The 16810-nt window shown below is 59.9% G+C and carries 19 protein-coding genes and 3 pseudogenes; 15 read left to right on the top strand and 7 right to left on the bottom strand.

Annotation, left to right across the window (positions count from 1 at the left end; translation table 11 throughout):
• The 3 genes from HV670_RS27520 to HV670_RS27515 form a co-directional block, all read left to right on the top strand.
• Window positions 1-358: TolC family protein (locus HV670_RS27520; protein ID WP_175108138.1), on the top strand; the 358-nt coding region annotated here is incomplete at its 5' end.
• The gene (locus tag HV670_RS32425) at window positions 340-432 is read left to right on the top strand and encodes a DUF3696 domain-containing protein (RefSeq protein ID WP_425511476.1); all 93 of its coding nucleotides are present in this window, start codon (window positions 340-342) and stop codon (window positions 430-432) included. The genes HV670_RS27520 and HV670_RS32425, both read left to right, overlap by 19 nt.
• A gap of 163 nt (window positions 433-595) precedes the next feature.
• Complete coding sequence (locus HV670_RS27515) at window positions 596-1429, top strand: hypothetical protein (RefSeq protein WP_175108137.1); 834 nt, start codon at window positions 596-598, stop codon at window positions 1427-1429.
• 687 nt (window positions 1430-2116) lie between these two features.
• Here the strand turns inward: HV670_RS27515 and HV670_RS31435 are convergent.
• Together HV670_RS31435 and HV670_RS32420 are read right to left on the bottom strand one after the other, a co-directional pair.
• Complete coding sequence (locus HV670_RS31435) at window positions 2117-2587, bottom strand: alpha/beta hydrolase (protein ID WP_246258016.1); 471 nt, start codon at window positions 2585-2587, stop codon at window positions 2117-2119.
• A gap of 115 nt (window positions 2588-2702) precedes the next feature.
• Window positions 2703-2999, bottom strand: a pseudogene (locus HV670_RS32420) (alpha/beta hydrolase); the annotation flags it as partial.
• 14 nt (window positions 3000-3013) lie between these two features.
• Here HV670_RS32420 and HV670_RS27505 point away from each other — a divergent pair.
• From HV670_RS27505 to HV670_RS27475, 7 genes and pseudogenes are all read left to right on the top strand, one after another.
• Window positions 3014-3298, top strand: a pseudogene (locus HV670_RS27505) (phosphate-starvation-inducible PsiE family protein); the annotation flags it as partial.
• 147 nt (window positions 3299-3445) lie between these two features.
• Window positions 3446-4255: pseudogene (locus HV670_RS27500) on the top strand (IS5 family transposase); the annotation flags it as partial.
• An 88-nt stretch (window positions 4256-4343) separates the two neighbouring features.
• Window positions 4344-5060: a helix-turn-helix domain-containing protein gene (locus HV670_RS27495; RefSeq protein WP_246258015.1), complete on the top strand. Its 717-nt coding sequence runs from the start codon at window positions 4344-4346 to the stop codon at window positions 5058-5060.
• 170 nt (window positions 5061-5230) lie between these two features.
• Window positions 5231-5806, top strand: a complete 576-nt coding sequence (locus HV670_RS27490) for an HdeD family acid-resistance protein (RefSeq protein WP_175108135.1) — start codon at window positions 5231-5233, stop codon at window positions 5804-5806.
• Window positions 5807-5857: 51 nt separating this feature from the next.
• Window positions 5858-6280: a PRC-barrel domain-containing protein gene (locus tag HV670_RS27485; protein WP_175108134.1), complete on the top strand. Its 423-nt coding sequence runs from the start codon at window positions 5858-5860 to the stop codon at window positions 6278-6280.
• 78 nt (window positions 6281-6358) lie between these two features.
• Complete coding sequence (locus HV670_RS27480; RefSeq protein WP_175108133.1) at window positions 6359-6964, top strand: Hsp20/alpha crystallin family protein; 606 nt, start codon at window positions 6359-6361, stop codon at window positions 6962-6964.
• A gap of 635 nt (window positions 6965-7599) precedes the next feature.
• Window positions 7600-10419 carry an ATP-dependent Clp protease ATP-binding subunit gene (locus HV670_RS27475; RefSeq protein WP_175108142.1) on the top strand — a complete coding sequence of 940 codons (2820 nt, stop codon included), beginning with the start codon at window positions 7600-7602 and terminating at the stop codon, window positions 10417-10419.
• Between the two features lie 50 nt (window positions 10420-10469).
• Here HV670_RS27475 and HV670_RS27470 read toward each other — a convergent pair whose 3' ends face one another.
• The 4 genes from HV670_RS27470 to HV670_RS31420 form a co-directional block, all read right to left on the bottom strand.
• Window positions 10470-10670 carry a UBP-type zinc finger domain-containing protein gene (locus HV670_RS27470; protein WP_425511475.1) on the bottom strand — a complete coding sequence of 67 codons (201 nt, stop codon included), beginning with the start codon at window positions 10668-10670 and terminating at the stop codon, window positions 10470-10472.
• 125 nt (window positions 10671-10795) lie between these two features.
• On the bottom strand, window positions 10796-11227 hold the full coding sequence (locus HV670_RS31430; protein ID WP_246258012.1) for an NAD(P)/FAD-dependent oxidoreductase: 432 nt from the start codon (window positions 11225-11227) through the stop codon (window positions 10796-10798).
• Complete coding sequence (locus HV670_RS31425; RefSeq protein ID WP_246258010.1) at window positions 11209-11412, bottom strand: NAD(P)-binding domain-containing protein; 204 nt, start codon at window positions 11410-11412, stop codon at window positions 11209-11211. The genes HV670_RS31430 and HV670_RS31425 overlap by 19 nt, the downstream gene beginning before the upstream one ends.
• Window positions 11413-11552: 140 nt before the next feature.
• Window positions 11553-11981 carry a DUF6566 family protein gene (locus HV670_RS31420; RefSeq protein WP_246258008.1) on the bottom strand — a complete coding sequence of 143 codons (429 nt, stop codon included), beginning with the start codon at window positions 11979-11981 and terminating at the stop codon, window positions 11553-11555.
• Window positions 11982-12432: 451 nt separating this feature from the next.
• On the opposite strand from HV670_RS31420, the gene HV670_RS31415 reads away from it, so the two are divergent.
• Complete coding sequence (locus HV670_RS31415) at window positions 12433-12990, top strand: reverse transcriptase N-terminal domain-containing protein (protein WP_246258006.1); 558 nt, start codon at window positions 12433-12435, stop codon at window positions 12988-12990.
• Between the two features lie 134 nt (window positions 12991-13124).
• Here HV670_RS31415 and HV670_RS27445 read toward each other — a convergent pair whose 3' ends face one another.
• Window positions 13125-13550: a VOC family protein gene (locus HV670_RS27445; protein WP_175108132.1), complete on the bottom strand. Its 426-nt coding sequence runs from the start codon at window positions 13548-13550 to the stop codon at window positions 13125-13127.
• A gap of 1066 nt (window positions 13551-14616) precedes the next feature.
• Here HV670_RS27445 and HV670_RS27440 point away from each other — a divergent pair.
• The 4 genes from HV670_RS27440 (at window position 14617) to HV670_RS27425 (ending at window position 16438) form a co-directional block, all read left to right on the top strand.
• The gene (locus HV670_RS27440; RefSeq protein WP_175108131.1) at window positions 14617-15285 is read left to right on the top strand and encodes a hypothetical protein; all 669 of its coding nucleotides are present in this window, start codon (window positions 14617-14619) and stop codon (window positions 15283-15285) included.
• Between the two features lie 190 nt (window positions 15286-15475).
• Window positions 15476-15751, top strand: coding sequence for a hypothetical protein (locus HV670_RS27435; protein WP_175108130.1), 276 nt, complete (start codon window positions 15476-15478; stop codon window positions 15749-15751).
• A gap of 64 nt (window positions 15752-15815) precedes the next feature.
• The gene (locus HV670_RS27430) at window positions 15816-16205 is read left to right on the top strand and encodes an HIT family protein (RefSeq protein ID WP_246258004.1); all 390 of its coding nucleotides are present in this window, start codon (window positions 15816-15818) and stop codon (window positions 16203-16205) included.
• Window positions 16206-16222: 17 nt separating this feature from the next.
• A complete protein-coding gene (locus tag HV670_RS27425) occupies window positions 16223-16438 on the top strand; it encodes a hypothetical protein (protein WP_175108129.1) in 216 nt (71 codons plus the stop codon).
• Window positions 16439-16810 lie beyond the last annotated feature (372 nt).

Below are 16810 nucleotides of genomic sequence, written 5' to 3'. Positions count from 1 at the left end.
GATGACCGCATCGAGCCTCTTCTGGTCACTCGGACCGTCGATCGTGGGAACCGTGTTCGACGGCGGCCAACATGAGGCCAACCTGCGCGGCGCCAACGCGCAATACGACATAGCAGTGGCCGACTATCGCCAGACTGTCCTGACGGCATTTCAGCAAGTCGAAGACGGGCTGTCCGCGGCACGCGTTCTGAGCCAGGAGGCGCAAAGCCAGCAAAGCGCAGTCGATGCATCGGGCCAGGCGCTCGATCGCGCGATGAACCGCTTCAAGGAAGGCGCAATATCCACAGTCGCGACGTCTCTGTTTTGTACGTTAATCCGATCGGCAAGAATGGAAGCGAGGTGTTGCAACTGGAATTAGATGAAGAAGGGAACTTCATTGACGAATGGCCCGGAGGTTTCTTCGAAGAAGGTTTCCGTGAGATGTTCTCTTGAGACAGAATAATGCCGCTTTCGTTTGCAATCGATCCGGATGCCATTACCGCACCAGCATCCGGACCTTTCTTTTACTGTGGGCGTTCATAAAGCAATCATTAGAATTTGGAGAAGGTACGGGGCGCTTGTACATCCGGGGTCAAAGCTAACCGAGTCGTCGCTGATGACCTCGATCGAAGGCTTGCCGGTAGCTCTCCGGCAGCTTTGGAAGGAGGCCTTTCGGCAGAACAAACGCCGGCCTTGTGGGGTTGACTGGGACGGCGTGATCGATGAAGCTGCATGTGCGAAACTGATCGACGAGATAGAGTTGCTGCTGTTAGAGACAACACGCGCCACGCTGCTCGGCAATCTGCCAGATGAGGCCCTGAGCGCACGATTACCAGGTCTACCAGGGCTTGAGATCTGCCGCTTTCACGCCTTCGGTGAGTCAGAAGGCGTTGCAGCGTCACGTCTCAAAACTACCGAAAGCCTAATTGCCGGAAGCGATTGCGCAGCTGAATGGAAGCGGCGCTTCGGATCATGGGTACTGGCTTGCGATAACGCGACTCTGGTGGATCGCTACGCGCTGAAGGACCATATTCGTGCCCTAGCCGAAGGAACGGTTTCGGGTATATGGCGAGCTCTCGAAGAGTTTTCGCGTCGTAGGTGTGATAGGCGAGTGGCTCTTGATTTGTTTATCGGAAACCACGACGTTTCGCCCGCTCAGATTGGCGCGTTCGAGTCGCAACTGTACGATCGTCTGCGGGATGCTGGCATTCGAAAGCTAAGACTGACGGTTGCGCCCGATAACGCATTTCGTGATTTCTGCCACCATCGATATATGCGATGTGACTATGTCGTTTTTGGATTAGACAAAGGTTTCCAGCCATTTACGGGTGAAACGGCTCGCGACGACGTTGTGATATGGCAAAAAGATCGAGCAGAAGACAAAGTTTTCGATCGTTCCGAAGCCGCGCTTATTAGCGAGTCGTTACCCCGAGAATTTGTTTTCCAATAGCTGCGGGATACAAAGAACGGAGCAACCGCCGCGAGACTTCAGCTTGCCGCCGTAGGGATCGGCGCTTGGAATCTAGATCGTCCCATGCGCGAGTGACAGGTATCGGTGCTTCAGCTGCTGCGCAGCGGCTGATCAACGAGCGTCGGATCCATCGCCGATCAAGCAATGTTCGATGGCGTGAATTGAACGGCCGTTTCCCGGATAGAGTCGATGCCTGAACGTCCAAGTGATGGCGAGGGCGAACGTCGGGTCATGGCCGCACCGGGACGAACGACGACCGGCACATGTCGACCCCGAAGGGACATCCAACTTTCGGCAAAGCGGACATTCAATTTATGATGGCGGCAACGGTTTGCGGACAGCCCGCTCGACGGGGGCGCGCTTCTCCGAGAAGGGACGTCGTCTGACCTTCAGGCCTGCTCGGTGGGCATGACCCAGAGTTCTGCGATTGGCGCAGGCATTCGAGCGCGCTACCACGCCACGCCATGTGCTCTGGGGCGCCCCGGCCGCTGCCTGCCGTCTCGGCATAGCCGCGTAGCGTGATCGCGGCGGGGGACGCCACACGAAAGCTTTCCCCGCCGGACGGTTCGGCCTCCCCGCAAGGATCCGATACCTGCCTTGGGTGACCTGCCTCGACCAGCCGGGAAATGAGATAGGTGCCCACATGTCCGCTGCCGCCGATGATGGCTATGCGGACTGGAACCTCAAACGGTGCGCAGGAAGAACGGCGACAATCTTCGTCATCGCCGTAATGGAGCCTTCTCCATCGTAAAGGTCCATGTGCGTCGCTCCGTCGATGATAAATAGCTCTTTCGAGTTCGACGCCGCTTTGGCGTCCAACTCATGGCTATGCCACAGCGAGCCAGCCTTGCTGCCGGCAACGATCATGAGCGGCTGCGTGAGCTTGTCGACCTGATCGAAGCCAGTGAATGACACCATGTAGCTGAGGCTGGAAATCAACATTTTGTTCGGGGCATTGGGATGCTGGCCACGCGGCGTCAAGTAGTAGTCGGCGGCCTCCTGCAAATCGCGTGGCGCTGTCTTGTCGCCAACGTTCGGGACGTAAGGGGCGTACACCGGTGCTGCGCCAGCGGCTTCGGCCGTACGCTGCTTGGCGACCGTGTCCAGCATGGTGATTTGCTCGGCGGTCGTCGGCATTACCCTCCCAACCTTTACGGACTGCGGCCCCGACATCCACTGCGCTTACCGTGGCAAATGCCGTGATTCGGCGGTCAGTGGATGCAGCCATGATCGCCGCTCCGCTGCCGGCGCAAATTCCGAGGGCGCCGATGCGGCTCGGGTCCACATAACCAAGCGTAGTCACGTAATCCACGGCGCTGTAAATATCGCCAACCCGACGCATCGGATCGTCGAGCAAGCGGGGCATGCCCCCGCTGGCCCCCTGATGGGATGCATCAAAGGCTAAGGTGACGAACCCTTGTTCGGCGAGCCGCTGCGCATATAAGCCTGCTGTCTGCTCTTTACTCCGCCACCGGGATGCACAACTACGATGGCCGGGTACTTCTTTGTTTTTTGAAGCCTTCCGGAAGGTAGATGTTACCGGCCATATGGATGGTGTTGTTCTTGATGACGCTGTTGATCGCGATGGAATTCAAGCACTCGATTACCCGCGTCATGTTAAGGCGCGATCACATCGTGCAAGTCAAGACAGTGATCCTCGTGGCGATGCTCGCGATAGCGCGCAAGTTCATCATCCTCGATCCAGCCACGGACCCGGCTCACATCGCCGCGTTCGCGGCCGCGCTGGTTGCGCTTGGCAGCGTCTACTGGCTGATGCGGCAGCGCGACGATCCCGTCGATGCCGCGATCGCCGAGCGCGCCGCGCGGGATCGCGAAGAGCGCGTCTGATTCACCTACATTCTCTTTATGTGGCTAATTATGAACTGGGCCCCGGCCGGAGCTGCATTTCGCCGGCGATAATGCAGCGTGTCCACATGAATATAAGGCTACGCTGAAAAAGGTCAACGCCGTTGGGCGGTGAATCGTTAAATGCGGATGAAACAACAGACCCTTGCGATTGCGGCCGATCAAGGCGCTGGATTTGAACAGTACCGTCGGCCAACCAAACGTGATGTGTTCCTTGAGACGATGGAGCAGATCGTGCCGTGGACACAGTTGTGCGAGGTTGTCGAGCCGCACTATCCGAAGGGTCAAGGCGGACGACCGCCAGTTCGTCCTGGAGCGCATGCTGCGCATGTACTTTGTGCAGAATTGGTTCAACCTGGCGGATGAGGCCTGCGAGGAAGCGCTGCTGGACAGCACCGCATTGCGGCGATTCGTTGGGATTGACCTGGGGCGCGAGCGGGTTCCCGATGGCACGACGCTGTTGAAGTTCCGCAGACTGCTGGAGCGCAACGAGCTTGGCGAGCAGTTGTTTGCCAAGGTCGGCGAGGTACTGCAAGGGCGTGGCCTGAAGGTTGGCACCGGCACCATCGTGGATGCCACCATCATCGGTGCGCCCAGTTCCACGAAGAACGCTGACAAGGCGCGAGAGACCCGGAAATGCACCAGACGAGGAAGGGCCAGCAGTGGTACTTCGGCATGAAGATCCACATCGGTGTGGACAGCCAGACGGGGCTGGCGCACAGCGCAGTGGTGACGGCGGCCAACGTGCACGACAAGCACCCGTTGCCTGAGCTGCTGCACGGAGCGGAGCAGCGCGTGTACGGTGACAGTGCTTATGTTAGTCAGAAGGAACTCATCGCCAGCAAGGCACCGCAAGCGAAGGACTTTACCAACCAGCGTGTGCGCAACCGCAGCGGCGAAGTCGACCAGACCAGGCGCACGAAGAACCGTAACAAGTCCCTGCCACTCGATCGGCGCGTCCTGCACGGACTGTGCCGTACAGTCGGCGCAATGGATCTTGTGTGTCATCCCGGCGGACCGAACCACCGTGCACGCGAGCGCCGTCGGCGGCAGCGCGCGCCCCTCTCGGCATATAAGCGTCAGTGCGCCGTTCATCGCGGTCGTGCCAGCGTGGGCTCGCATCGAGCTCGACAATGCCGGCGATCGGTGCGGCCTTGTTGTCGCGCTCAGTTCGGCCAAGCTGAGGGAAACCGCTCGAAGGGCGCTCGGCACCACGACGTGCGATATCCCGTGCTGGTTCAAAGCGTGGGACCCTTTCCTACGTGAAGCGGCCGACACGCTTACCGCGTTGCACGTCGGCAGGAGCCCGGACCCTTTGTGCCTCGCCGCGTTCGCAGATGTATTCGCACTTCATCTCGCGCGCCGGTACGGACACGACGCCGATACGCGCGAAGCGGGTACGAGTCTCACCCAGCCAAAGCTCAGCGTCGTGGAACACTTCATACACGAGCACATCGCGGAGAACATCCACATCGAGCACCTCGCAGCGCTCCTGCATATGAGCCCGTCGCATTTCGCACGGGCTTTCAAGAACGCGACGGGGCATCCGCCGCACTTATACCTGATAACCGAAAGGTTGAGATTAGCGCAGTCGATGCTTTCGGAAGGGAGCCTCCCACTGATCGATATCGCGGCACGCGCGGGCTTTCAGACGCAGCAGCATTTCACCGAAGTGTTTCATCGATATGCGGGCTGCACGCCCCGCGCTTTCCGCCTTGCGCATCACCGCCCGACGATCCGGTGATGCGCTTGCGACTGGATCGGTGAGTGACCAACAAGCACAGAAATCCGACACCTTTGAGCAGGAACTCGAAAGAAGCGCGCGCCTCGCGGATGTAGGCTTGACTATATGAGCCGCATAGAAATGGCGCGCTGTATCAGCCGGATGCCGGCGATCCGACCGAGGAGCCAAAGATGGACGAACTGCTCGGACGCGCATGGTGGATGCTCGCGCTGCGCGGCGCCGCGGGAATCCTGTTCGGTCTCCTCGCGCTCTTCTGGCCTGGCCTCACGCTGCTGCTTCTCGTCGGGATGTTCGCGGCGTATGCACTCATCGGAGGCATCGCGGCGGTCAGCGCGGCCATACGACATCGTTCGATCCGCACCGATTGGTGGATCCCATTGCTGCTCGGCCTGTGCACGATCGCTGCGGGCCTGATCGCCGTCGCGGCGCCGGGCATCACGGCGCTTGTACTGATCGCCGTGATGGGCGCGAACGCCATCGTCACCGGAGTGCTCGATCTCATCGCCGGGGTTCGGCTGAAGAGGCGCGGCCGGACGGAGTGGCTGCTGTTCTTCATCGGCATCCTGTCGGTGCTGTTCGGCATCTTCGTGCTGATCGTCCCGGGTGCTGGAGCGCTCGCCCTCGTGTGGATGATAGGAACCTATGCGATCGTGACCGGCGCACTTCTGCTCGTCCTCGGCCTCGTCGCACGGAACTGGCGCAGCGCCGTCCTTCGCGACCAGCAAAACACACCGCTGCACTCGTGAGCGTCCTGCGCCCGGCGCCCACGTATTCCGTTGCGCATTCTGGAGAACGCCATGAAGACTAAACTCTTAGCGGTCGCAAGGCTGTCGACACTCTTGCTTGCGCTATCCGCTGGTGGCTTTGTGGCCAACGGCGCGACCGCGCAGGATGCGCCCATCGCCGGAAAGGTGACGCTCGGCGTGACCGTCACCGAAGCGCGACTCGTCGCAACGGGGTGGCGCGCATCGAAGATGATTCACACCGATGTCTACAACGAAAAGAACGAAAAGATCGGCCGCGTCGACGACCTGATTGTCGCGCCCGATGGCTCGCTCTCGGCCGCGATTATCGACGTCGGCGGCTTTCTCGGGGTGGCGGCGCACCCGGTCGCCATCCCCATTCAGCAGTTCAAGCAGATAGCGCCGAAGGCAATCCTGGCCGGCGCAAACAAGGACGCGTTAAAAAAGCTTCCGGAGTTCGAATATGTCAAGGGTTGACAACGGCCGCGAACACGGCGGCACGAGTTACCGAAGATTCGGGCCGCTCTGGCGGTTCATCGGAACAAGGAGCTAGCGATGCTATTGGACCTCGATAGGTGGAACCCCTTCCGTTTCCTGCGCAAGAGCCCCGAGGAAAAGGGCGCGAGCGCAAAGCTGAACGCCGCGCCCGCGGTCTCACAGCAGGCCCCAGGACCGTTGACCTCGGATGCGGCCGCGTCCGCATGGCCGGCATCGTTCGATACGGCGCGATGGCCGCTGCCCGATCCCCTGCATCTTCTCACCGACCTGATACGCGATCCGTTCGGCGGGATGGGACCGCTGGGCAACTGGTTCGGCGACTTCAGTCCTAGCCGCTTTCAGCCGCGCCTCGACGTGATCGACGACGGCGACGCGCTTCGCATCGTTGCCGAGTTGCCAGGACTGTCGCGCGAGGACGTGGAGCTCGAAGTCGTCGAGGACATGCTGGTGCTGACCGGCGAGAAGCGCATCGAATCGAAGAACGACGAGAAGGGCTGCTACCGGGTGGAGCGGGCGTTCGGACAGTTCCAGCGCGCGATTCCGCTTCCATCCGGCGTCGATCTCGAACGCGCCGAAGCGAATTTCGAGAACGGCGTGCTCACCGTGCGGATGCCCAAGGCGGCCAATGAACCCGCGGCGAAGCGGCGCCTCGAGATCAAATAGCGTGATGCGCACGGCGACATCGTGAAACAGCTCGTCAGATTCCATCGCCTCGACAATATCCCGCATGAGGCCGTCGAAGACAAGACCGCGGGGCTGGACGCGCTTCATGTCGAGCGGCACTTGCAGTACTTCGCGACGGGTCTCGTCATGCTGTGCGCGCGTGCCGAGAAGGATACGAGGCGCATAGCCGACAACTATCGCGTGAGCTGCGGTTCGCGCTGCCGAGCACGACGCTTGCGGCCGAGACTCCCGACGATATCGGCGAATCAGATTGGTTACTGCATGCGTGGCGGCGCTCCATGCTGCTCGCTGGTGTCGATGCCCTACCGGCCAGCGAAATCGCCGCGCGCTTCGACACCGATGAGGCCACCGTGCAGCCGTCCCTCGACCATGCCGGTGCGTTCCAGCGCGCGCGGCTCTTGGAACGTGGCGGGGCGCCTGCGGACTACGCGGGCGCCGCGTCGTCCGGCGGATTCGTCGTGCGCCGCAGAACGCACGCGCGGCACCGTGAAACCGAAACGGGGCATGTCCCACCGGACGCAAAGCGCGGAGGGCATCCGCCGCGGCGCATCGCCTCACTACTTCGCACGATCCCTCGCCTTCAACAATCCCCTGCCCACCCAACGGAGAACATCATGGCCAACTGCAGCATTTGCGGAAAACCGGCGACCTCCCAGATCACGATCACCGAGAACGGCCAGCGCCGTCACTTGACGCTGTGCGACGAGCACTATGTGCAGTTCGTGGCGCGCAACCAACGTAGCCTCTCGCCACTCGAATCGCTGTTTCACGGCGGCCTTTTCGAAAGTCTCTTCGACGACATGTGGTCGCCGCTCGAGGGCAGGCGCAGCGGCTGGCAACCTCTCGGTCAGGCGGAGGAGACGCGCGCGAGCGCGGGGGAAGGGGGCGGCGGCGGGGACGAACGCGAGCGCCGGCCCGGCGGCCGGCCGCGTCGGCATCGCCGTGCGCGCGAAGCCGTCGACCTTCAGACTTTCCTGAGCGAGAGCGGCCTGGACCGCTTGCAGGCGGCCGCACAAAAGGCGGTCGAGTTCGGCAAGTCCGAAGTCGATACCGAGCACCTCCTGCTCGCACTCGCCGATAACAACGTGGTACAGGAGATCCTGCGGGAATTTAAGCTCGATCCCGAAGAGATCAAGAAGGACGTCGACCGGAACGCACCGCGCGGCACCCGCGCCGAAAAGACGGACGGGGAACGCATCGGCGTATCGCCGCGCGCGAAGAGCGCGCTGGAGAACGCGCTCACCGCGTCGCGCGAACTCGGCCACAGCTATGTCGGACCCGAGCATATCCTGATCGGGCTCGTGGAAGAGGAAGACGGCTCCGCGGGCGAGCTGCTGCGCAAGTACGGGCTATCGTCGCATGCGCTCCGTCAGAAGACGGTCAAGGTGGTCGGCAAAGGAGCCGAGGAAGGCACCGTCGAGGGCCGCTCCACCACGCCGACGCTCGACAAGTACGCGCGCGATCTCAGCGCTCTCGCGCGGCGCGGTAAGCTCGATCCGGTGATCGGCCGCGACAAGGAAATCGAAACGACTATCGAAGTCCTTGCGCGTCGGCGCAAGAACAACCCGGTGCTGATCGGCGAACCGGGCGTCGGCAAGACGGCAATCGTCGAAGGACTCGCGCAGCGCATCGCCCAGGACCAGGTGTCAGAAGTGCTGCGCGGCAAGCGCGTCGTCGAATTAAATATCAACAGCGCGGTCGCGGGGGCAAAGTATCGTGGCGAGTTCGAAGAGCGCGTGAAGCAGGTGCTCGATGAGATCGTCGAGAACCAGGACCGGCTGATCGTCTTCATCGATGAACTGCATACGATCGTGGGTGCTGGCCAGGGCGGCGGCGAAGGCGGGCTCGACATCGGCAACGTGTTCAAGCCGGCGCTCGCGCGCGGCGAGCTGCATCTAGTGGGCGCCACGACGTTCAACGAATACCAAAAGTACATCGAGAAGGACTCGGCGCTCGAACGGCGCTTCCAGCCGGTGAACGTCCCCGAGCCGAGCGTCGCGGAAACCATCGAAATCCTGCGCGGACTGCGCGACCGCCTTGAAGCACATCACAAGGTGAAGATCACCGAAGAGGCCATCTCGGCCGCGGCCAAGCTTTCGGACCGCTATATCGCCGCGCGCTTCCTGCCGGACAAGGCCATCGACCTGCTCGACCAGGCGGCCGCTCGCGTGCGCATCTCGTCGAATTCCCGGCCGACGCAACTGCACGACATCGAGGCGACCATCCGCCGCGCGCGTCAGGAACAGGACGCGGCAAGCGCCGCCAAGCAGTTCGACAAGGCAAAGGAACTGGAAGACAAGCTCGTCTCCGAACAGAAGCGCCTCAACGATGCGACCGAAGCGTGGAAGAAGGAACGCGGCACCAGTTCGCAAGAGGTGACGGCGGAGGACATCGCGCAGGTCGTAGCGTCGCTCACCGGCGTGCCGGTGTCCGAACTCACCGCCGAGGACCGCGAGAAGCTGCTGCGTCTCGAAGACCGCCTGAAGGAACGCGTGGTCGGACAAGACGAGGCGGTCCGCGCCGTCGCGAAGGCGGTCCGACTCTCACGCGCCGGTCTCACCGAAGGCGGCAAGCCGACCGCGAGCTTCCTTTTTCTCGGACCGACTGGCGTGGGCAAGACCGAACTCGCCAAAGCGCTCGCCGCCTCAGTGTTCGGCGACGACAACGCGCTGGTGCGGATCGACATGAGCGAGTACTCCGAGCGGCATACCGTGGCGCGGCTGGTGGGCGCCCCTCCCGGCTATGTCGGCTATGAGGAAGGCGGACAGTTGACTGAGCGGGTGCGGCGCCGCCCGTATAGCGTGGTGTTGCTCGACGAGATCGAGAAGGCGCATTCGGAGGTGCACAACATCCTGCTGCAGCTCTTCGACGAAGGCCGTCTCACCGACGGCAAGGGACGTCTTGTCGATTTCACGAACGCGATTGTCATTGCGACGAGTAATATCGGCTCGCAGATGATCCAGGACAACTTGCGCTCCGACAAGAAGCAGCTCGACTATCCCGCGCTGCGCGACCGTCTGATGGAAGTGCTGCGGCATCACTTCAGGCCCGAGTTCCTGAACCGGGTCGAAGAAGTCGTCGTGTTCCGTGCGCTCGGCAAGGAGCAGATCCGCAGCATCGTCGATCTGCAACTCGCGCGCGTGCAGCGCACCGCAGTCGGGCAAAACATTGAGTTGTCATTCGACGATTCGCTGCGCAATCATCTCGCGGAGATCGGCTATGACCCCGAGTTCGGCGCACGGATGCTCAAGCGCAAGATCCGGGCGGAAGTGGAATCCCAGCTCGCCGATGCGCTGCTGCGGGGCGACGTTCGCGACGGCGACAAGGTCACAATGACCTACGATTCGGGTACGCACTCTGTGCGGGTGCAGAAGGGAGCAGCGCCCACAGAAGCGCCCAGCGAGGCGTCGAAGCAAGAACCGGCGCATACGTGACGCTGGCATGATTGAACGCGGCGTCGCCCGCACGTGCGGGCGGCGTGCTGTCACGATTCAAGTTCACCTACGACGATCTCGTCGCGATAGCAGCAGATCCACGTTTCGCCAGGTTCGATTGAACGCACCAGTGGATGGCCGGTCGCGTAAAAATGCTTGCTTGCATGCCGGTGGGGCGACGAATCGCAACAGCCGACGTGTCCGCACGAAAGACAAAGCCTCAAATGTACCCAGGGTTGGACAAGCTTCACGCAGTCCTCGCAATAGTCGATGGGCGTGTGGAGAATGTGGGCCTCGCCTAGGTGCGTGCAACCAGGGGTCGTGATCGTACTCCTCGGACAGGTGCGCGCATCAAGGCAGCGCTTACCCTCACGCGCTATTCAGATAGCGATGCACCAGCGCCACAGCCATTGCCCCCCTCGCCGACTGCCGACGCCACACGCTTGATCGACCCGTGACGCACGTCGCCCGCTGCGAATACGCCAGGTACGCAGGTCTCCAGATGTAGCGGCGCGCGTTCGAGCGGCCATTTCAGGTTCGCCCGATATTCCTGCAGGTCGGGACCGGTCACGAGATAGCCGCCTTCATCGCGGACAATGCCAACCTCCTGCGCCCATCCGGTCTGCGGCACGCCGCCAATGCAGACGAATAGCCAACTCGTCATGACCCTGCATTGCCGGCCGGTGTGAACATCCGTCAGCGTGATTTCCTGCAACACATCACTGCCTGCGAGCGCGGTAACTTCGGTGCACGTGCACTTTTCAATGTTCGGCGCCGACGTGATGCGATCTACCAGGTATTGGGACAACGTGTTCTAAGCGATGGGTCGCGCACGAGCATATAGACGCGGTTGGCGGACTGCGAAAAATGCATGGCGGCCTGTCCCGCCGAATTGCCGCCGCCCACCACATAGACGTCTTCGCCATGGATCAGCGCAGCCTCACTCGCGCCGGCGCCGTAATAAAGGCCCGCGCCGAAAAAAGCGCTCTTCACCTTCCAGGCCTAGCGTGCGATATGCCACGCCTGTCGCACAGATTGACGTGCGCGCCGAAATACGCGTGCCGTCCTCCTGATACAGGGCGGTGTCTTTCGCGATACTGCCGGGCTTTGTTCGCTTTCGGCTGATGGTTCCATTACATCCGGTTGTGCGACTCTCTCACCTTGTGATCAACAAAACGCGTGCCCCATTCGATGCCATCGCGCACCGCCTCCTCCTGCGTAAGCCATTCCGGCTGAATCGTCTCCGGAAGGAATTCGGCCACGGTGCTATCGGCATGACGCACACTCACTTTCGCCTGCCACGCGTCGTATGCGTTCTGCACCGGCTTTACCACGATTTCGTAGCCTCGATGTTCAAACACGTGCGTATGCGTGAGCCGCTCCGGTTTCGTACCAAGGCGTCCATCTGGAAGCGCGAACTCAGTACGCATGTCTTCGATCTCCTTCTGGACATGATGTACGTAATCTGCGCCGAGATCATTGAGCGGCACTATGTTCCAGTTTCGGCGGGATGCATCCGGCGAATGCCGCTCTGGTGTGGTGTGCGCACGCGCAAAGCTCACGGCAAGTCAGCGGCGATATTAGCCATGCGCTTCTGCAGTTCGCCGCGAATCCGCTCGGCGGTTCGGATGAAGTATACGACCGTAGGGGTGGCTATTGCGAAGAACTTATTCGTGCGACCTGCAAGTCGCGTGAGTTTCTGTTTCACAGGAGCAGGGATGACTTGATGAAACCGGTTGTTCCATCAACCGTTCCCTACCCGGACATGCGGAGCCGGTAACAGCTCGGTGTGAAGCTCCGGGGACAACGTAGCCGCCGGGTATCCGGTACGCCGAGCCGTGAGGCAAGGCGGAATCTGCCAGCACGAAGGCGGAGAGGAGCAAGGGATGAGCGGGTACGACCAACACATGTGAACTTCCGTTTAACGTCGTGATCTTTAACAAGCCAAACGTGCTGACAGGCTTGAACCAAAGCGGTATGCGGTGAGGAATGGCCTCTGAATACTGGACCATCATGGACATAACCACCTCCGGCGAAGCAGAAGGGTCCGCCCCGCTCGGAAATTCATGCGGAATGGGTAAGCCCATAGTGCTGCCGGAAACGGCAGGCGAACCGCAAGGAACGCTGTCGGCGCTGTGGGTAAAGGAATGCGGAGAAAGCGAACGCCCGGCTGTAATGGACGGGATACGGGCTGAAACATTGCCCGACGCGAAAGCGGGCAGACTTCCGCGCGGTCATTCATGGCGAGAGAGCTTTGACCAATCGTTATACGAGGGAAGGCAGATGACGGCGATCAGCGCGAAAGCGACTGGGGCTGGTGCGTCCTCGCGCGCTGCGCAGATGTGGGATCAGGCGAACCGGTCGCACATGGAGGCAGATGTGAAACGACTTCAGGTGCGTATCGCCAAAGCAGTTCGGGAAGGCCGATCGGGCAAAGTGCAAGCATTGCAACGTCTGCTGACCCGCTCGCATAGCGGCAAGATGCTTGCCGCTATGCGAGCGGGTGACGGAAAATCGTCCTCCCGGCAACCGGTTGAATGGACACTTCGAGTCGCCCGCGACTGCACCTGAGCCGACAGATGTCGACGTCTACATCCCTCTGGCGGTTGACCGGGCGCTGGTTGTGCGCAAGCGGCACCTTTAGGGCAGGACTGACAGAGTTTGCCGATGCCGGCGGCCGCTCCGAGCACCGAAGGGCGCCGCGATTACTCCGACGTCTCGCGCGCCGCTTCGGGCGGCCCTTTCAGTTCGACCACATTGCCCTCCGGATCGAACAGATACAGAGAAGGGCCGTAGCCGTCCGCGCCATATCGCCGCCCCTGCTCGCCTAGCCGCGCGCCGAGGGCGGTGAGGTGCGCTTTGAGAGCGTCGGCGTCGAAAGGCTCGATGCGCAGGCACAGATGATCCATATTGCGCCCCGCGCCAGGCGCACCGCTCTCTGGACGATCGATCCTCCCGCCGACCTGCAGCAGATCGATCAGCGAACGCCCGGCGCGCAACTGGGTGAGCCCGAGGTCCGCCTGATCCTTTTCCACACGGCAACCAAGTACGTCGCAGTAAAAACGGGTCATCGCATCGAGATCGGCGGCCCTGATCACGACGTGGTCGATCTCACGAATGTGAAACTTCATGGAAAAGCCTCCTTCGTCCGGTCCTTCATGCCGCTGGCGGAACTAAGTTTAGGAGGAGGACGATTCGGGCGCTAGCCACGTTGCTTCGCTGAAAATGGATACGCTGCTCATCGCCATGCTAATCGCGCGTTATCGGTATTTGTGGAGACGACGTGGCCCTGGGTGATGTTTTTCAACCCCCAAGGGGCGCGCCACAGGACAATCGGGAATTAATCCCAGCGTCATCATCGCATGGGGGCCAAGCCCGGGCGCTGTCCAACAGCCCGCTACTGCACGATAGAACGTGGGCACGCAAATCGCGGCGTGATTGAACGACGTTGTGCCCGGTGCAGGTCCAGTCGAGGAGCGGTCACTCTCAGCGACCGTTGTAGCTTGAGCTGACGACGTTCGAATGTCCGCGTGACAGCGCAAGCCAACGGCCGTAGATGGCCGAAGCCGGTCCCACGACGAACTTCCGCAGGCAACCCATATCGGTCACACGGGGCGGCAAGTCCTCTGTCCTAAGACGGCGTAACAGCCGCCGTTCGGGCTCATCGGTGGCGGGCCTGGCCGGCTGCAGCTGGTCGATTTCGCGAACTCTATATGTCAATCACTTCGGTGACCCTGTCACCGCGAATCTCTAGTCGGTGAAAAAAATAGGCGATAAGTTTGCCGACAACCACAACCGGAAGAATGGTCACGTCCGGTCCAATTCTGCAAAAGAATAAAGCCACCTCAACACGGGCCCGTCTGCTGAAAGCGATGTCGCTATGCTTTTATTCGGATGCTTGCGTCATTCGAAGGGGCCCCCAGCTTACACTGTCAGCGGAGGTAATTGTCATTGTTCAGTTGCTCATAGCTGCCGCTCCGAACAGGTCAACAGCGCGAGCAGACGCAGCTGTCGTCAGCATCACCTTCGCCCGTGCAATCACTCGCCACAATCTCCCGGCGCCTTTCCGAACTCAAGTTTTCTTCCCTGCTACCGTTAGCTAGGTGGTGTCAGACGACTCCGACCTGCTGCTGCCTCACTAGCGGTTATGCGTCCTGACGCTGGGCGATTTCAAATGACTATTGTGAGAAAACAAAAATGAAGGGCTATATCTTTTCGGCATTGGCATCTGCCGTTATTCTTTCCGGGTGCGCGACCCCGCCTCCTACGCACCTCAATTCCAGCGGACGGACCATAACCTTTTCAAATCCTATTCTCTTGAAAGAGGACGTCGCTAAAGGAAATTTAACGTATGTTCTTGTTGAAGAGTCTATTGCCGATGGGTCGCTTCACATCGCCAGCATTTCGAAGGCCCGGCAGTCCATTCAAAACGAACGACAGGAGCGCATTGTCTTCAATAGCGATTTGACCAAATTCGCCCCCGATTTCGAGATTTCTACGTTTTATACATACAGCGACGCTGGAAATTACAATGAGAAAACCGTCGTTATGAATTGCATGGGGCATTTAACAAAGAAGACTCAGGAATATAGCCCATGCTCTAGTGTGTATGGCAGCGTCTTTGTGCCTATGGGCGTTTACAAAGCCGGTGCAGCGGGAGCGGCCGTCGATACGTCGCGCTGGGAAAATCCACATTTTAACTTTCTACGTGTTGTTGCCTCGCCCGAATATACGTTGAGGAAAGCCGGAGTCTTTGATCATCTCGACCAACTTACCGGCGCAAACAATGAATTTGAGCCAAATATACAGAATTGCGTTTTTTGCGCTGCTCGTGACCGGGATCGCAAACCCTGCCTTCTCGGCTGAATCCGCGTCTGGGACTGACAGCGAAGCCCTCGAGATAAATAATTCGTGGAAAGTTTGGGGGGCGCTTGATAGTCGCGATGTTCAAAATCCCCTATACGTTACGATAAAGCCATCCGGAAAGCATTGGGAAATCGATAGGGTTTTCGCTTCGGCCCCTCAGATTCCTCCCTCCGAAGATACGGAGCTGTTTATGGCAACGCGAGACCTCCAGTACTGGAAAAATGCCTATGTGGACTACGTTGTAGATTGCAACTCCTTTGAAGTGCAGCAATCGGACTTCCAATCGACCTGTACCAGCAGGTTCGGTGAGAAGAAAGCGGCTCAGGCCATAATTGGGGCTTTATTCGGAAAGGCCGGGAGTGTCGCGTATGGCTACAACACCGATAAGGTCGCGGCGGCGATTCATAGTATCCCGCCCGAACAAGCGGAACGGAAGCTGACAATTTTCGAAAAATCAGAAAACTGAATTGGCGCGACGAGTTTCATGCTGGGAAGCCGCGCAGACGGTCGCCACCATTGAAAGGTGAATCGTGAATCCAACCTGCCCTTTTTGCTCCCTTCCACCAGACCGAATTCTTGGTGAAAACGACAAGGCGTTATGGTTTCAAGACGGGTTTCCCGTCTCGCCAGGTCATAGCCTTGTTATCCCCAAACGACACGTGGAATTTTTTTTTGACACTACGACTGACGAACGTCTGGCACTGTTGGCGTTGCTGGATCAGGCCAAGAAAACGGTTCAGCAAGGCAATGCCCGCGATGGCTTTAACATCGGCGTCAATGTAGGCGCTGCCGCTGGGCAGACCGTTCCGCACTTGCACATCCACCTGATCCCGCGTTATCTGGGGGATCAGGAAGACCCGAGAGGTGGGGTGAGGAAAATTTTTCCCGAGAAAGCAGAATATTGGGTAACACCTAAATAAACGTCAAAAGGCGCGCCATGAGTAAATTTGATATCAGCAGCTTGATTGGCAAGGAAGTTAGGGTCTATCTGGACCTCACCCCAGGAAATCACTGCTGGAGTATTGCTGAGCCTAAATCAAGCGGACGAGTCCTTTTTGTTTTCAGGGAATCCGAAATCAGCGTTGATAGTGCGGTATGGTTGCGTTCTCGTTCAAAAAATGCGCTTGCTGTGGGCACCAATACCCCAGCGTAACCATTCCTTAGACATCGCTCTCAACGTTCTTGTGCGGCTGCCGTTACGATGCAAAGCGATAAACCGATAAAAGCTACCCATCAACGGCTGTGCGCGATGAAGCTCCACAGTAATGGCTGGTGCCTGGCAGACACGACGGGGGAGGACCGATGGCCGCTTTCCGGTTGCCTCCGCCGCTTGAATGTCCGGCCGCACCGTCCGGTGAATGACGCTTCCTGGCCGGCAAGCGACCGCCTCTACCGAAGCCGCTACCTCACCTGAGCCTGCTCTGCAATTTGAGTGCGGAATCGAGCGCGCTGTTCAGCTTCGTCGGTTTGAAGGGGATCAGGTGATCTGAAATCGCAGTGGCCCAGCAAAAGAGGTTTGGGTCTT

The sequence above is a fragment of the Pararobbsia alpina genome (assembly GCF_902859895.1).
Taxonomy (GTDB): Bacteria; Pseudomonadota; Gammaproteobacteria; order Burkholderiales; family Burkholderiaceae; genus Pararobbsia; species Pararobbsia alpina.
This window is presented reverse-complemented; position numbering and strand designations above follow the sequence as displayed.